The organism is Sporolactobacillus sp. Y61, from assembly GCF_040529185.1.
In the GTDB taxonomy this organism is placed as follows: domain Bacteria; phylum Bacillota; class Bacilli; order Bacillales; family Sporolactobacillaceae; genus Sporolactobacillus.
The window spans coordinates 3062756-3077000 of the sequence record NZ_CP159510.1 but is presented as its reverse complement, the minus strand read 5'-3'; the positions used below and the strand labels follow the sequence as shown (position 1 = coordinate 3077000).

Here is a 14245-nt window from a genome sequence, read left to right as displayed (position 1 = left end):
AGGGGATCAGGATGATTGAAGTAAAAGTACCGGAACTGGCGGAATCCATTACAGAGGGAACGATTGTCAAATGGCTGGTCGATGTCGGAAACAAGGTCAATCAGGGTGACGATATCGCGGAAATTGAAACGGATAAAGTGAATATTCAGATCAGCGCGGAGCATGCCGGTGTTCTGAAAAAAATCGAAAAGAACGTTGACGATACCGTTGAAGTCGGCGAGGTTATTGCCCTGCTGGATGAAAATGGCGCTGAGGAGCCATCCGGGAATGCAGCCCCGGCGCAGCCTGAAGCAAAACCGGAAGCAGCAGTTTCTGCACCGGCACCGGTAAAGAAGGAACAGCAGGCGCCTCAGCCTGCCGCTGCAGCAGGTGGTAATGTGGCGATTGCTTCGCCTGCAGCAAGGAAACTCGCGCGTGAGAAGGGCATTGACCTGAGTGCGGTTCACACTGCTGATCCGCTGGGCCGGCTCAGGGCAGAGGACGTGGCAAAACAGGCGGCAGCACCGGCACCGAAGCCGGCACCGAAGCCGGCGCCTGCTGAAGATCCGACTAAACCGGTCGAACGGATTAAAATGACCCGTCGCCGTCAGACCATTGCCGGGCGGCTGGTTGCCGTGCAGCATGAAGCAGCGATGCTGACGACATTTAATGAAGTCGATCTGACAAACGTCATGGCCATCCGCAAAAGACGGAAAGAAGCCTTTATCAAAGCGCATGACGTCAAGCTGGGCTTTATGTCCTTCTTTACCCGGGCGGTGGTCGGCGCCCTGAAGAGTTTCCCGCTGTTGAATGCTGAAATCAGCGGCACCGATATTTTAGTTAAGAAATTTTATGATATTGGGATTGCTGTTGCAACAGATCAGGGCCTTGTCGTGCCGGTTGTCCGTGATGCCGATCGGCTGACGTTTGCGGAAATTGAACATGAAATTAAGGATCTTGCGGTCAGGGCGCGGACAAACAAGCTGACTCTGAGTGATCTTCAGGGGGGCACATTCACGATAACCAATGGCGGCACATTCGGTTCTCTCTTGTCTACACCGATTATTAATGCACCGCAGGTAGGTATTCTCGGCATGCATGGGATTAAGAAACGTCCGGTGGCCGTGTCGACTCCGGATGGAGACAAAGTGGAAATCCGTCCCATGATGTACATTGCACTGTCCTATGACCATCGCATTGTCGACGGCAGTGAGGCGGTCCGTTTCCTCGTTAAGGTGAAAACCCTGCTGGAGGATCCTGAAACGCTCCTGCTTGAAGGTTAAGGCCAAATCCGTCCAGTTAAAAAAGTTGTATGATTTTCGTCACACTTTTCACAAAAAAAGTGGAACGTTTTCCTGTATAATGAAAACAAGGGTTCCATGGGCAAAGGGTGTATCGTCAGCATACTGATCCATGACCTGGCGGGTACAACTTTGATTGAAGGTGTGATCAGAATGGAAAGAACCTTAGATCCTGTTCAGGATCAGATGACGAATACAGCAATGTTTTCAGAACAAAACCTGGATCTATTGAAGAATATGATGACGGATGCGGCGTTTAGAAAGGGTTCCCACATTTACTGGGAAGGCGATGCGTCGGATAAACTCTACTATATGAAGTCGGGCCGGGTCAAACTGTACAAATCGGCTTTTGACGGAAGAGACCTCGTGCTTCACTATTTCACACCGGGGGACTTATTCGGCGAGCTGGCCTGCCTCGGCAATGACGAACATGCCTTTACAGCAACTGCTGTGACAGACTGCCAGATCGGCGTCCTGTCAGGAAGGGATGTGGAACCGCTGCTGCTGTCTAATCCGGGACTCAGCTTCGATTTTATGAAATGGATCGGACTGATGGACAGATACACGCAGATTAAACTGCGCGATCTGCTCTTCTACGGAAAGAACGGCGCGCTGGCCTCTACGCTTCTGCGCATGGCACACGGCTATGGGGAGAAGAAAGAAGACGGCATCCATTACGTGATCAGTCTGACCAATTCAGACCTCGCGCAGCTGATCGGTTCCACACGCGAAACGGTCAATCGTATGCTTCAGGCATGGAAGCGGGATGGAGCGATTAATTATTACCATGGTTCCATCGTGATTAAAGATATTGGCTATATTAAAGCCATCTGCCACTGTGAAGATCGTTGTCCGATGAACATTTGCCGATTATGATAAAAAATTATGATAAAATGGGAAGAGGAGCGACCCTTTCGGGCGGTCGCTCCTCTTTCATTCGATTAAATAATTCAGGTGATGCAATATGAAAAGATGGTTTAACCGCATACTCTGTGCCCTGTTCTCCTTAGTTCTTTTAGCAGGCTGCGCGGAACCGGCCGCAGAGGATACATATTCGGACCGTTCTGCGTCTTCGGATGCTGCATCCGTGCAGCAGAATGAGTCCGGGGACCAAGAGGCGCAGAGTCAGCCGGCTGAAAGCAGCACATCGGAAGCAAAAAACCCTCATGACGCCTCTTCTGCTGCAACTTCCAGGCAGGCGAAGGTGCCCGGTGTCCCGGCGAAAGTGGTTAAAGTGGTTGACGGGGATACCTTACAGGCGATTTATGAAAAAAAGGTGACCACGATCCGTGTCCTTCTGATTGACACGCCGGAAACCCATCACCCACGGCTTGGGGTCCAGCCATTCGGTCCGGAAGCCAGTCAGCATGCAAGAGACCTGCTGCAGGGAAAAACCGTTCATCTTGAAGTGGCGGTGAACGGAGGACGTGATAAGTATAACCGCCTGCTTGCCTATGTTTATGTAGACGGGAAATCTTTTGCTGAAGAGCAGCTTTCACGGGGTCTCGCCCGGGTGGCTTATGTTTACCCGCCCAATACGAAGTACGTGGATCAATACCGTCAGGTGGAGGCTCAGGCCAGGTCGAAACATCTCGGCATATGGTCTGTTCCTGACTATGCCCGTTCCGACGGCTACCATCCGGAAGTGGTCAAGGGAACAGAAGCTTATGAGAGGGCGCAAAACAGTGGAGGTTCCTCTACTGCGTCATCCGGCGGCGGGAAAAATCAGTTCGCACCGGACGGGTCCGGTAATTGCGGCGGGGCAATCAAAGGCAACGCGTCCAGCCGCGGGAAAATCTATCATATGCCGGGCAGTGCCTATTACGATGTGACGAAAGCCGAGGCCTGCTTTAAAAGCCGGGACGCAGCAGCAAAAGCCGGATTTCGCGCCGCAAGATGAGTGGGAGGAGCCAGGCGAACAGAGAAAGCAGATCCTGGAAACGCCGACGCCCGGCCCGCTTTACTGACTCAGAGGATGTAAAAATCCGGAGTTGGCTTTTGCCGAAGACCGGATCGGGTTACTGCTGTTGCTGTTGTTTCTGAAGAACTTCTTCGTTGACCGCCTGATAAGCTTCATCAAGATGGCGTATCCGGCGAATCAGTTCGAAGTTCTTATTGATTTTGTCCTGAATAATGGCTGAAACGACGGAATGGTAATAGCTGTTCATGGACTGGACAGGAGTAAGCCGGTTTCCGTTTTTTTCAATTTGTTTTTTCAGCGCCTTTTTAAAGTAATCTACACTGAAAAGATGTGAATCCATGTTGTGACACTCCCAATTCAGGTTTTTCATTAGCAGATGACGGACCAGGTGTTTTCGCCGCCGTGAATCTGGGTGAACATGTCGGCGACCCTGGCCGTCAGTTTTTTTGCTTCATCTTCAGGCATGGAAGGACGAAGATAGGCGATCTGCAAAGCGTCTGTCGTCCGTTCTGTCACGCATGTCCGCTGCGAGTCGACAATCGGGCTTCCGAAGGCGCCCTTACTGTCTTTTGAGAGAATTTTATAATCCATATGCATCACTCTCCCATTTAAGCCGTCATATTGGTCATCATCGCTGCCGATGGTTATTTGAACGGGACCGTGAATCTGGTTCAGGTCATAGATGCCGAAAGGAATGCTGTGCTGCACACTGAAGAAATTATTCAGGTCGACGGCCGAATGAATCCTGTGCGGTGCGCCGTCTCTTTTTATTTTCCTGAGCAGTGCTTCCTGTGACGGGCGATACCGTGACGGATCTGTTCCGCACCTTTTAAAGATTGCCCGCCATTCTCGGACTCCGGGGATATCAGCGAACGGACGGTTCTCAAGAGACAGCTGAATATTTTTGTAAAACAGAGGCAGCCGCCCGCTGATCAGTGGCGGCATCTCGGAAATGACAATATGATTGTAGCGGATACACCCGACCTTAAAGCCGGGGACCCGCTGCTCAAGTTCTTCAGAAACCGATAGTTGAAACATCACGCCGCCTCCTTTTACTTACTGATTCAAGTGTACCACAAACGCGGACATGAGCTTTACAAAAATTACCGATTCAGATATTGTTAACAGCGCCCGGCAGGCAAGAAAGCCCGTGAAGGGATTCACGGAATGAGTGCCGATAAGCCGGCCTTTTGTACACTTTCTTATTTTTGTGACAAAAGCCTGAAAGGGCAAAGATCAGGGGGAATGAATAGTGGAAAACGGAGAATCTCTCAGCGCCTGTACACTGGATACACCGGTCGGAGCGCTGACGCTTGTTATGTACGGCGACAGTCTCTGCCGGATTGCATTTGGCAATCTGAATGAAACAAGGCAGGATCTGATCAGCCGGGCCAGACGGATGAACCTGCCGGAAGATGTAAAAGTCGATGATGAAGCGTGTGCCCCTGCGGTCAGACAGATCAGAGAATATTTTGCGGGGACGCGTAGAGGATTTAATCTGAAGTTGATGCTGAAGGGCACTGATTTTCAGAAAAAAGTATGGGCGGCGCTTGCCAGGATTCCTTATGGGCAAACGCGTTCATATAAGGAAATTGCAGAAAGCGCCGGCCGCCCCAAAGCCGTGCGTGCAGTAGGCGGGGCCAATAACAGGAATCCTCTGCCGATTGTCATTCCCTGTCACCGGGTCATTGGTTCAGATGGCTCCCTCGTCGGTTACGGTGGCGGTCTGGATTGCAAGAGAAAGCTGCTTCAGTTTGAAGAAAAAGAAAGCAGCAACGAGTGAATGATTCTGCCGGTTCATGAATGTGCTGCTCCTGACATAAATATGTGAGGAAAGCGGGGGATCTAGATGGACTGGCGGACGATTCTTGAGGAACATGTTCGAACGGCATGTGGCAGGTGGATCACTGATGCACCTTGGACAGACTCGGTTATCGACATGTCCGAAAAAGCTGCTCACGCAAGAAAAATACGCACCTTGAGTGAGCAGCAGGCGCAGATTGAAAAAGTTCTGGTTCATGCCCGTGTCACAGATCTTGAGGAAAAACGTGAGGATCAGGTCGTCTATTATACACTGCATTCCGAATGGCTGATCAGGCAGACGGGCGGGCTTTATCTGGAGGAACGCGTGGAGGACCGGGAGGCCGTTCTGCGCGGGTCACAGATTGCGCTTGATCGCCTGCGTCCGCTGCCTGAGGCGCACGCTTCGGCCAGTGCGAATCAGGAGGGCTCGCGTCAGGCTGAGCCAGAGATTTCCCGACCGGCATATGATCGGCTGAAGGCGGTCCGCTATGCGGAACTCTGGTGGAACAGGCGAAATCCTGATTATCCTCGAGTTGAAAATGACTGCACAAATTTTATTTCTCAGTGCCTGCATGCAGGAGGTATTCCCATGTGGGGGGCGCCGGTTCGAAGCAGAGGCTGGTGGCACAGCCGGACCAGCTGGAGCTACAGCTGGGCAGTGGCGAACAGCCTGCGCTGGTATTTAAGCAGAAGCGGGAATGTTATGAAAGCTGTTGAAGTGGACAGTGTGTATAAACTCGTTCCCGGCGACGTGATCTGTTATGATTTCGAAGGCGACGGGCACTGGGATCATAACACCCTGGTCACGTCAATCGCTCCTTCCGGTTCACCGCTCGTGAATGCGCATACGTATGATGCGCGGGCACGGGACTGGGCTTATACCGACTCACCTGCATGGACAGAACGGATCAACTATAAATTTTTCCGGATAGACGGTCAGAGTGACTGAGCATGCGGCTGGATATGATATAATGAGACAGGTTTACTCAACAGAAGTATAGAATCGGCCGCTGACTGTGGCCGCTTTTTGCTTACTCTCAATGCTTACTGGAACATGTTCCGGAAGATTGTGGTTTTAGAGGTGTTAAGGTTTATGACTATTCATATTGTGCTCTATCAGCCTCAGATTCCGCCCAATACGGGTAACATCGCCCGTACATGTGCCGGGACACACAGCTCACTTCATCTGATCCGTCCGCTCGGGTTTTCAACTGATGACAGGCATCTGAAGCGGGCGGGACTGGATTACTGGCCATCGGTTGATTTGCATTATTACGACTCGCTGGATGATTTTTTTGATCAGAACAGGCCTCGCGAATATTATCTTGTGGAAACGGATGGCAGCCGTCCATACAGTGCTTTTGATTATAGTAATCCGGCGAAGGATTATTACTTCTTCTTCGGACGTGAGACAACCGGTCTGCCCCGGGCTTTTGTTGCCGCGCACAGGGACCGGTGCGTCCGCCTGCCGATGACAGACAAAATCCGTTCGTTCAATTTATCCAATTCAGCGGCAATTATCATCTTTGAAGCCCTGCGTCAGCAGCACTTTCCCGGATTGTCCTGATTCACACTTTCCCTCATCACATAAGTTTCCCCTGAAAAAATGCTTATCCTGCTGCTGATTTCTGATGGATCAGACAGACCGGATAAGTTTTATATGAAAGATTGACCGCCTGCCGCATACACTTTATTTACATAGGTGAATCTTTTCTGGGGGGATACGATGAACTTTCTGGATAAACTGAAACAATTCCGCGATTATGAAGAGAAGCTGAAATGGGAAGGAACTTTTGCAGACTACCTGGAATTGGTAAAACAAAATCCTGTGATTGCTCAATCTGCACACTCAAGGATCTACCAGATGATTGTTTCTGCGGGTGTGACAGAAAAAGACGGTCATAAATATTACCACTTTTTCGATGGCCAGATTTACGGCCTGGAAGAGGCGATTGAGCGGCTTGTTGAAGAATATTTCCATCCTGCGGCGAAACGGCTGGACGTCAAGAAACGGATCCTGCTGCTTATGGGACCGGTCAGCGGCGGCAAATCAACCATTGTGACGCTGCTCAAACGCGGTCTGGAAAACTATTCCTGGACGGATGAAGGGGCGATTTATGCGATTAAAGGCTGCCCGATGCACGAAGATCCGCTGCATCTGATTCCGACCCATCTCCGCGAGGATTTCTTTCAGGAGACGGGCATCCGAGTGGAAGGCAACCTTTCACCGCTGAATGCGATGCGTCTGGAGAAGGACTATGACGGGAAGATTGAGAAGGTGCCGGTTGAGCGCATCTTTCTGTCTGAAGACAAGCGTGTCGGAATCGGAACGTTCAGCCCTTCGGATCCGAAATCACAGGATATTGCTGATCTGACCGGAAGCATTGATTTTTCCACGATTGCCGAATTTGGTTCGGAGTCTGATCCGCGGGCCTACCGTTTTGACGGAGAACTGAATAAAGCGAACCGCGGACTGATGGAATTCCAGGAAATGCTGAAGTGTGACGAGAAATTTCTCTGGCATCTTCTGTCTCTGACACAGGAAGGAAACTTCAAGGCCGGTCGGTTCGCCCTGATTTCGGCAGATGAATTAATCGTTGCCCATACCAATGAAACCGAATACCGTACCTTTATCAGTAATAAGAAAAATGAAGCCCTGCATTCCCGCATGATCGTGATGCCGGTTCCTTATAATCTGAGAGTTTCCGATGAAGAAAAAATCTATCAGAAACTGATTTCCGAAAGCGATGTGGCTGATGTTCATGTGGCGCCGCATGCGCTGCGCACTGCTGCGGTTTTCTCGATTTTAACGCGCCTGAAAGAATCCAAGAGCCGGGGATTGATCTGGTTAAGAAGATGCGCCTTTACGATGGAGAGATCGTTGAAGGTTATCATGCGGCTGATATTAAGGAACTCAGGAACGAGTTTTCTGATGAAGGGATGGGCGGGATTGATCCGCGCTATGTGATCAACCGGATCTCCTCAGCAATTATTAAAAAAGGTGTACCGTCGATCAATGCCCTGGACATTTTACGCTCGATCAAAGAGGGACTGGATCAGCATCCTTCCATTTCAGAAGAAGACCGGGAACGCTTCACCGGGTTTATTGCCACGGCCCGCAGGGAATATGATGAAATGGCAAAACGCGAGGTACAGAAGGCCTTTGTCTATTCCTTTGAAGAATCTGCAAAGACGCTGATGGATAATTATCTGGATAATGTTGAGGCTTACTGCAATAGCAACAAAATTTTCGATCCGATCACCGGGGACGAAGTGGACCCGGATGAAAAACTGATGCGCTCGATCGAAGAACAGATCGGGATTTCAGAAAATGCAAAAAAAGCCTTTCGGGAAGAGATCCTGATTCGCATCTCTGCCTATGCTAGAAAAGGGAAACGATTCAATTACCAGTCGCATGAACGGCTGAGGGAAGCCATTCAGAAAAAGCTGTTCGCCGATCTGAAAGATGTCGTTAAAATTACGACATCCAGTAAGACGCCCGACGAAACACAATTAAAACGAATCAACGAAGTGATTACAAGACTTGTTGATGAATACGGTTATAATTCCACATCGGCAAACGAATTACTAAGATATGTAGGCAGTCTGCTAAACCGCTGATCTTCAGATGGTGGAAAGCAGCGGCGTGCTTCTGAAAAGCAGGGGGCAGTCGATGGACGGTGTGTGGAAAGAGACAGTGTCGTGGATAAAAGCAGTGGTGATCGCAGCGGTGATTGCTCTTCTCGTCCGCCATTTCATTTTCAGCAATTATATGGTACGCGGCGAGTCAATGATGCCGACGCTTCAGGACGGCAATCGACTGATTGTGAATAAAATCGGTTACCGGATAAGTGAACCGCACAGATATGACATTATTGTTTTTCATGCCAGTGAAAATGTGGACTATGTCAAAAGAGTAATCGGCCTTCCGGGCGATTCGATCGTCTATCGGAATGATACGCTCTATGTGAACGGTGAACCTGCAGAGGAAAACTATCTGAAAGCTTATAAAAATCACCTTCCTGACGGGACGAAGCTAACCGGTGATTTCAGCCTGAAAAGTCTGACCGGAAAAGCGCGGGTACCGGAGGGAAAATTGTGGGTGATGGGGGATAACCGGCAGAACAGTGAAGACAGTCGTGACTTTGGTTTTATTGATGAAAAATCAGTCGTTGGGAAACTTGCCTTTCGTTACTGGCCATCGAGTGGGTGGGGGACAGTTCCTCTCCTCTGGACGAAGTGAATCAGAGATCCCGGCAGCGCCTCAGAAGATCAGGCGCTTTTTAAATTTGAAAATAGTATGCAGCAATGCTTGTTTATCCTGTTTTTGTCATGTACATTAAAAGAGGTTAAGAAAATTTAGCAGAAGAATATGCCGTGTCAGCGACAGGGAATTGAAGATGAGGAGCCTAATCCTAAATGAGTAAACAGAAAAAGAGAAATGAGGCCTGGGCATGGGTCCGCGCAATCGGTATTGCGATCCTGGTCGTCATCATCGTGCGGAGCTTTATCCTTGGTAATTATATCGTTGACGGCCCCTCGATGATGCCGACTCTGTATAGCGGAGATCGCCTGATTGTCAATAAAATCAACTATAAGCTGAGTCAGCCGGACCGGTTTGATGTCGTGATCTTCCATGCAACAAAAAAGGACGATTATGTCAAACGGATTATCGGTTTGCCCGGAGACACGATAAAGTATGCGAATGATCAGCTTTATATTAATAATAAACCGGTCAATGAACCTTTTCTGAAGACGTCGAAAAAGGAGCTGCTGAGCAGCCAGCTGACCTGGGACTATACCCTTGAGGGATTGACCGGAGTTGCGAAAGTACCGTCAGGAAAGTATTGGGTGATGGGGGACAACAGGCAGAACAGTGTGGACAGCCGGATTTTCGGATTTGTCGATCAGGACCAGGTGGTCGGAAAAGTCGATCTGAGATACTGGCCGATGAACCGTTTCGGTATCATACACAGTTATTAAGTCTGACCATGTTAAGGGCTTTTGGTTCTGCATGAGTCCGACCATAACGAAAACCCGGCGCCGTCGCAGGCTTTGTTTTTCTAATCCCTTTTTTGCATGAAAAGGCGCCCGGACACATCCGGACGCTTTTTTAAGTTTCAGATGGCTGCCTGTTCGCCGTCTTTTTTAAAAAAGTATTTCATGGCGTGATAGACATCGCTTTTCTGTTTGAGAATAAAAGAATGGAAGGCATCGTTCTTTATTGTCCGGTAAGCACTCATCAGTGTGCTGGAACGATGATACGGATTGATTTCACCATATCCGAAAAAGTCCGTGACCTCCATGATCTCATTGACGAGACGGATACACTTCGGATTATCAGAGGAGAGGTTATCTCCGTCTGAGAAGTGGAAAGGATAAATATTATATTTTGCGGGCGGGTAGGAGTCCTGGATCAGCTCCAGCGCTTTGATATAGGCCGATGAGCAGATGGTGCCTCCGCTTTCACCCTTGGAGAAGAAGTCTTCTTCACTGACGATGGTCGCTTCGGTATGATGCGCGATGAAACGAATGGTCACCTTCTCGTATCGTGTCCTGAGAAAGCGGGTCATCCAGAAGAAGAAACTTCTGGCGATATATTTTTCCCAGACCCCCATCGAACCGCTTGTATCCATCAATGCCAGCACGACCGCACGGCTTTCCGGCCGAACAATGGTTTCCCATGTTTTAAAACGCAGATCTTCTTCACGGATCGGATAGATTTGCGCTTTGCCTGATTGAGCGTTTCGGCGGATAGCAGATAAAATGGTCCGCCTTTTATCAATATTTCCCATCAGCCCTTTACGGCGAATATCTTTGTAGTCGATACTTTCAACCATAATATCCGGTTCCTGTTTCCGTTTCAGTTGTGGAAGTTCCAGTTCTCTGAAAAACAGATTCTCTATTTCCATCATCGAGACATTTGCTTCATAGTAATCAACGCCTGGTTTGTCGCCCGCCCCTTTTCCTTTGCCTGCGCTCTGTCCGGTTTTCTTACCTGGTGCTCTGGCAATCACGTCACCGACTTTACTGTTTCCTCTGCCCTGACCGACGTGTTTTGCTTTTTCGTAGTTATAATGAATTTTATATTCGTCAAGAGAGCGGATCGGTATTTTGGTTGTTTTCTGGCCGTCGGAAAGGATAATGCTTTCACTGCTGATCAGATCGGGCAGATTGTTTTTTATAGCTTCTTTTACTTTTTCTGTGTGTCGCCGCTGATCCTGCTCACCTTTTTGATGAAGATCCCACTGTTCTTCGGAGACTAAAAAGTTCTTCACACACATTTCCTCCCTTTTTATCTGATATTTGCTGTTTCTTTGACCGGCAAAGGTGGATTATTTTAGTTTATGCGGCAAAGATGAAACTTTGCCTCTTTTCGGACGTCTCTGTCATTTTTCTCCGGACGGACCCCGCCTGTTTTTACGGGATAAAGGAAAACGTCACTCAGTGGGGGCGGGCGCACAGGACGTGCCCGTGCAGGCGTTTGGCAGAATGCGGCGTATTTGCCGCCCTTACCGATTGTTTGTTGAACCCATCGGGCTTCTGCGGACCGTTAACCCTCGCCTGGCCTGTTCGTGTAAGATGTCGGAGAACATGCGCTTTTGCGAAGAATTTGCGTCTTTTCTTTCACAACCTGTCAGTCATGGTACAATAAGCTGTAGAAAAAAATGAAAGGTTGAAATGTATGATCAAAGCCATCGTGTTTGATTTTGACGGAGTCATCTTAGACAGTGAACGCATTATGTACCTGGTCATGCAAAACATGTTTGCCCAATATAATGTGGATCTTCCACTCAGCCTCTGGAGCCAGTCAATCGGCACACAGGACGGATTTGATTCACTGAATTATCTTCAGCACCAATGTCATAAGACGATTGATCGTAAAGATTTTTACGCCCGGAGGAATCAATTATTCAATAAAATGGTGGATCAGGAGGAAGTTCTTCCAGGGGTCCGGTCAATTCTTCAGCAGGCGGAGCAGCTCGGGCTGAAAGTGGGACTTGCCACCAGTTCGCGCGGTGACTGGCCGCGCCGTCATCTGAAGCGGCTCGGACTGACAGATTATTTCAGCACGATTAAATCATGGGATGATGTCGTCAGTGTGAAACCGGATCCGGAACTGTATATCCGCTCACTTGAGAGCCTGCAGGTGGCGCCGAAAGAAGCAATTGCGATAGAGGATTCCTTTAATGGATCCCTCGCGGCCAAGAAAGCGGGCATGTACTGCATTGTTGTCCCGAACGCCGTAACGAAACAAATGCCGTTCGGCCATGTGGACGGCTGTTTTAAATCGCTTCAGGATGTCTCAATTGAGAAACTGATCCATTATTTCACTCCTGATCAGGAACTGGAGAAGTGAGGCCCTGCCTGCCGGGATTTCACCTTTTTTCAGAAAAATGGCGAATGACCGCAGAGTTTGATCTATATTTGATATATAATAGAGACAGATGTGTCCATGAACAGGAAGATAGTAGATGAGGTGAACAGGATGGACTGGAAAAAGGTTTATGAGAAATGGCATGCTGATAAGCACCTGGATCCTGATCTGAGAAAGCGTCTGGAAGCGATCGCAGACGATCCGGAAAAGCTGGAGGATTGTTTTTACAAGAATCTGGAATTTGGAACCGGTGGCATGCGCGGGGAAATCGGTCCCGGCACGAACCGGCTGAATCTGTACACAGTACGTAAAGCGACGGAAGGTCTTGCCAGATTTATCATGAACGCCGGCGAGGACGCCGTGAAAAGAGGGGTGGTCATTGCCCATGATCCGCGTCATTTTTCTGCGGAATTTACGCTTGAAGCAGCGAAGACGCTGGGTGCACATGGCATCAAAACCTACATTTTCGATGCCCTTAGGCCGACGCCAGTTCTTTCATTTGCCGTGCGCTATCTCCATACGTATTCCGGGATTGTGATCACCGCAAGCCATAATCCGCCGCAATACAATGGCTACAAGGTTTACGATGAATTCGGGGTCAGCTTCCGCCAAAAGAAGCGGACGAAGTCATTAAGTTTGTGTCTTCTGTTGAGGATGAGTTGACGCTTAAAGTCGGAGACGAGCAGGAACTGAAGAAAAAAGGTTTGCTCAAGGTCCTTGGTGATGAAGTTGACACGGCCTACCAGGATCATCTGAAGACTCTGTCTCTTAATCCGGACATCATTAAAAAAGTTGGTTCGGATCTTAAAATTGTCTTCACACCACTGCACGGATCCAGTTATCATCCCGTTGTGAACGGTCTGAAAAACTGGGGATTCACCAATTTCACGGTCGTCAGGGAACAGGCTGAACCGGATCCTGAATTCTCAACCGTCAAGTCACCGAATCCGGAGGAGCATGCGGCTTTTAAAATCGCCAGGGCCTACGGAAAGAAACTGGATGCGGATATTCTGCTCGGTACGGATCCGGATTCCGACCGTCTCGGTGTCGTCGTAAAGAATGATGCGGGTGAATATGTCGTCCTGACCGGTAATCAGACCGGTGCGGTTCTTCTGAATTATTTACTGACTCAGCGGAAAGAAAAAGGGACACTTCCGAAAAACGGAATCGTCGTTAAAACGATCGTGACCTCGGAAATCGGGCGGACGATTGCTGCCGCATTTGGCATCCCGACGGTCGATACGCTGACCGGATTCAAGTTCATCGGTGAAAAAATTCATCAGTATGAAGTCAGCGGGGCCCATACGTTCCTCTTTGGTTATGAAGAAAGTTACGGCTGCCTGATCGGTTCGTTTGTCCGGGATAAGGATGCCGTGCAGGCTGCTTTATTTGCGGCCGAAGCAGCTGCATACTACAAATCAAAGGGCAAGTCGATTTATGATGCGCTTCAGGAAATCTACCAAAAGTACGGCTATTTTAAAGAAGGACTGGAATCACTGACCCTGAAGGGGATCCAGGGCAAAGAAGAAATCAATGCCATTATGGATGATTTCAGAAACCACCCGCCGGTTGAAGCGGCAGGGGCTTCTGTCAGTGTAATTGAAGACTACAAAACATCCGTCAGGACCGATGCGAAAACCGGATCAAAAACAGCGATCACGCTGCCTGTATCCAATGTCCTGAAGTACAAACTGAAGGACGACTCATGGTTCTGCCTGCGTCCGTCAGGCACTGAACCCAAAATCAAGTTCTACTTTGGTGTCCGGGGCACGGATGCAGAAGACCGTGACCGGAGATTCACTGCACTGAAGAATGATGTGATGAATCGCGTGCACGGCCTGGTCAATAAGTGACAGGTCAGTT

12 protein-coding genes and 2 pseudogenes are annotated in these 14245 nt (G+C 49.2%); 11 read left to right on the top strand and 3 right to left on the bottom strand.

What is annotated here, in order from left to right; genetic code table 11:
* Positions 1 to 11: 11 nt before the first annotated feature.
* The 3 genes from odhB (at position 12) to ABNN70_RS14700 (ending at position 3180) form a co-directional block, all read left to right on the top strand.
* The gene (odhB, locus tag ABNN70_RS14710) at positions 12 to 1262 is read left to right on the top strand and encodes a 2-oxoglutarate dehydrogenase complex dihydrolipoyllysine-residue succinyltransferase (protein WP_353948225.1); all 1251 of its coding nucleotides are present in this window, start codon (positions 12 to 14) and stop codon (positions 1260 to 1262) included.
* Between the two features lie 171 nt (positions 1263 to 1433).
* Complete coding sequence (locus ABNN70_RS14705; RefSeq protein WP_129927963.1) at positions 1434 to 2156, top strand: Crp/Fnr family transcriptional regulator; 723 nt, start codon at positions 1434 to 1436, stop codon at positions 2154 to 2156.
* A gap of 88 nt (positions 2157 to 2244) precedes the next feature.
* A complete protein-coding gene (locus ABNN70_RS14700) occupies positions 2245 to 3180 on the top strand; it encodes a thermonuclease family protein (protein WP_353948224.1) in 936 nt (311 codons plus the stop codon).
* 118 nt (positions 3181 to 3298) lie between these two features.
* Here ABNN70_RS14700 and yvfG read toward each other — a convergent pair whose 3' ends face one another.
* Both yvfG and ABNN70_RS14690 read right to left on the bottom strand, forming a co-directional pair.
* Positions 3299 to 3541 (bottom strand): protein YvfG, encoded by a 243-nt coding sequence (yvfG, locus tag ABNN70_RS14695; RefSeq protein WP_353948223.1) that lies wholly within the window; start codon positions 3539 to 3541, stop codon positions 3299 to 3301.
* A gap of 29 nt (positions 3542 to 3570) precedes the next feature.
* Complete coding sequence (locus tag ABNN70_RS14690) at positions 3571 to 4239, bottom strand: phenylalanine--tRNA ligase beta subunit-related protein (RefSeq protein WP_353948222.1); 669 nt, start codon at positions 4237 to 4239, stop codon at positions 3571 to 3573.
* 214 nt (positions 4240 to 4453) lie between these two features.
* Between ABNN70_RS14690 and ABNN70_RS14685 the strand changes: the two genes are divergently transcribed.
* The 6 genes and pseudogenes from ABNN70_RS14685 (at position 4454) to lepB (ABNN70_RS14660) (ending at position 9987) form a co-directional block, all read left to right on the top strand.
* Positions 4454 to 4984 carry a methylated-DNA--[protein]-cysteine S-methyltransferase gene (locus tag ABNN70_RS14685; RefSeq protein ID WP_353948221.1) on the top strand — a complete coding sequence of 177 codons (531 nt, stop codon included), beginning with the start codon at positions 4454 to 4456 and terminating at the stop codon, positions 4982 to 4984.
* Between the two features lie 66 nt (positions 4985 to 5050).
* The gene (locus ABNN70_RS14680; RefSeq protein ID WP_240697211.1) at positions 5051 to 5953 is read left to right on the top strand and encodes an amidase domain-containing protein; all 903 of its coding nucleotides are present in this window, start codon (positions 5051 to 5053) and stop codon (positions 5951 to 5953) included.
* 144 nt (positions 5954 to 6097) lie between these two features.
* The gene (gene trmL / locus ABNN70_RS14675; protein ID WP_129927967.1) at positions 6098 to 6571 is read left to right on the top strand and encodes a tRNA (uridine(34)/cytosine(34)/5-carboxymethylaminomethyluridine(34)-2'-O)-methyltransferase TrmL; all 474 of its coding nucleotides are present in this window, start codon (positions 6098 to 6100) and stop codon (positions 6569 to 6571) included.
* Positions 6572 to 6730: 159 nt separating this feature from the next.
* Positions 6731 to 8625, top strand: a pseudogene (locus ABNN70_RS14670) (PrkA family serine protein kinase).
* A gap of 52 nt (positions 8626 to 8677) precedes the next feature.
* Entirely contained in the window at positions 8678 to 9247 is a 570-nt protein-coding gene (gene lepB, locus ABNN70_RS14665) for a signal peptidase I (protein WP_353948220.1), read from the top strand.
* A gap of 176 nt (positions 9248 to 9423) precedes the next feature.
* Positions 9424 to 9987: a signal peptidase I gene (gene lepB / locus ABNN70_RS14660; RefSeq protein WP_129927970.1), complete on the top strand. Its 564-nt coding sequence runs from the start codon at positions 9424 to 9426 to the stop codon at positions 9985 to 9987.
* A gap of 137 nt (positions 9988 to 10124) precedes the next feature.
* Here lepB (ABNN70_RS14660) and yhbH read toward each other — a convergent pair whose 3' ends face one another.
* On the bottom strand, positions 10125 to 11288 hold the full coding sequence (gene yhbH / locus ABNN70_RS14655) for a sporulation protein YhbH (RefSeq protein WP_165364193.1): 1164 nt from the start codon (positions 11286 to 11288) through the stop codon (positions 10125 to 10127).
* Positions 11289 to 11689: 401 nt separating this feature from the next.
* Here yhbH and ABNN70_RS14650 point away from each other — a divergent pair, with 401 nt between their 5' ends.
* Together ABNN70_RS14650 and ABNN70_RS14645 are read left to right on the top strand one after the other, a co-directional pair.
* Complete coding sequence (locus ABNN70_RS14650; protein WP_129927972.1) at positions 11690 to 12364, top strand: HAD family hydrolase; 675 nt, start codon at positions 11690 to 11692, stop codon at positions 12362 to 12364.
* A 129-nt stretch (positions 12365 to 12493) separates the two neighbouring features.
* Positions 12494 to 14235, top strand: a pseudogene (locus ABNN70_RS14645) (phospho-sugar mutase).
* Positions 14236 to 14245: the final 10 nt, after the last annotated feature.

Coding starts and splice junctions, on each gene's coding strand:
- odhB (WP_353948225.1), top strand. CDS start 12: ATGATTGAAGTAAAAGTACCGGAACTGGCGGAATCCATTACAGAGGGA.
- ABNN70_RS14705 (WP_129927963.1), top strand. CDS start 1,434: ATGGAAAGAACCTTAGATCCTGTTCAGGATCAGATGACGAATACAGCA.
- ABNN70_RS14700 (WP_353948224.1), top strand. CDS start 2,245: ATGAAAAGATGGTTTAACCGCATACTCTGTGCCCTGTTCTCCTTAGTT.
- yvfG (WP_353948223.1), bottom strand. CDS start 3,541: ATGGATTCACATCTTTTCAGTGTAGATTACTTTAAAAAGGCGCTGAAA.
- ABNN70_RS14690 (WP_353948222.1), bottom strand. CDS start 4,239: ATGTTTCAACTATCGGTTTCTGAAGAACTTGAGCAGCGGGTCCCCGGC.
- ABNN70_RS14680 (WP_240697211.1), top strand. CDS start 5,051: ATGGACTGGCGGACGATTCTTGAGGAACATGTTCGAACGGCATGTGGC.
- trmL (WP_129927967.1), top strand. CDS start 6,098: ATGACTATTCATATTGTGCTCTATCAGCCTCAGATTCCGCCCAATACG.
- lepB (WP_353948220.1), top strand. CDS start 8,678: ATGGACGGTGTGTGGAAAGAGACAGTGTCGTGGATAAAAGCAGTGGTG.
- lepB (WP_129927970.1), top strand. CDS start 9,424: ATGAGTAAACAGAAAAAGAGAAATGAGGCCTGGGCATGGGTCCGCGCA.
- yhbH (WP_165364193.1), bottom strand. CDS start 11,288: ATGTGTGTGAAGAACTTTTTAGTCTCCGAAGAACAGTGGGATCTTCAT.
- ABNN70_RS14650 (WP_129927972.1), top strand. CDS start 11,690: ATGATCAAAGCCATCGTGTTTGATTTTGACGGAGTCATCTTAGACAGT.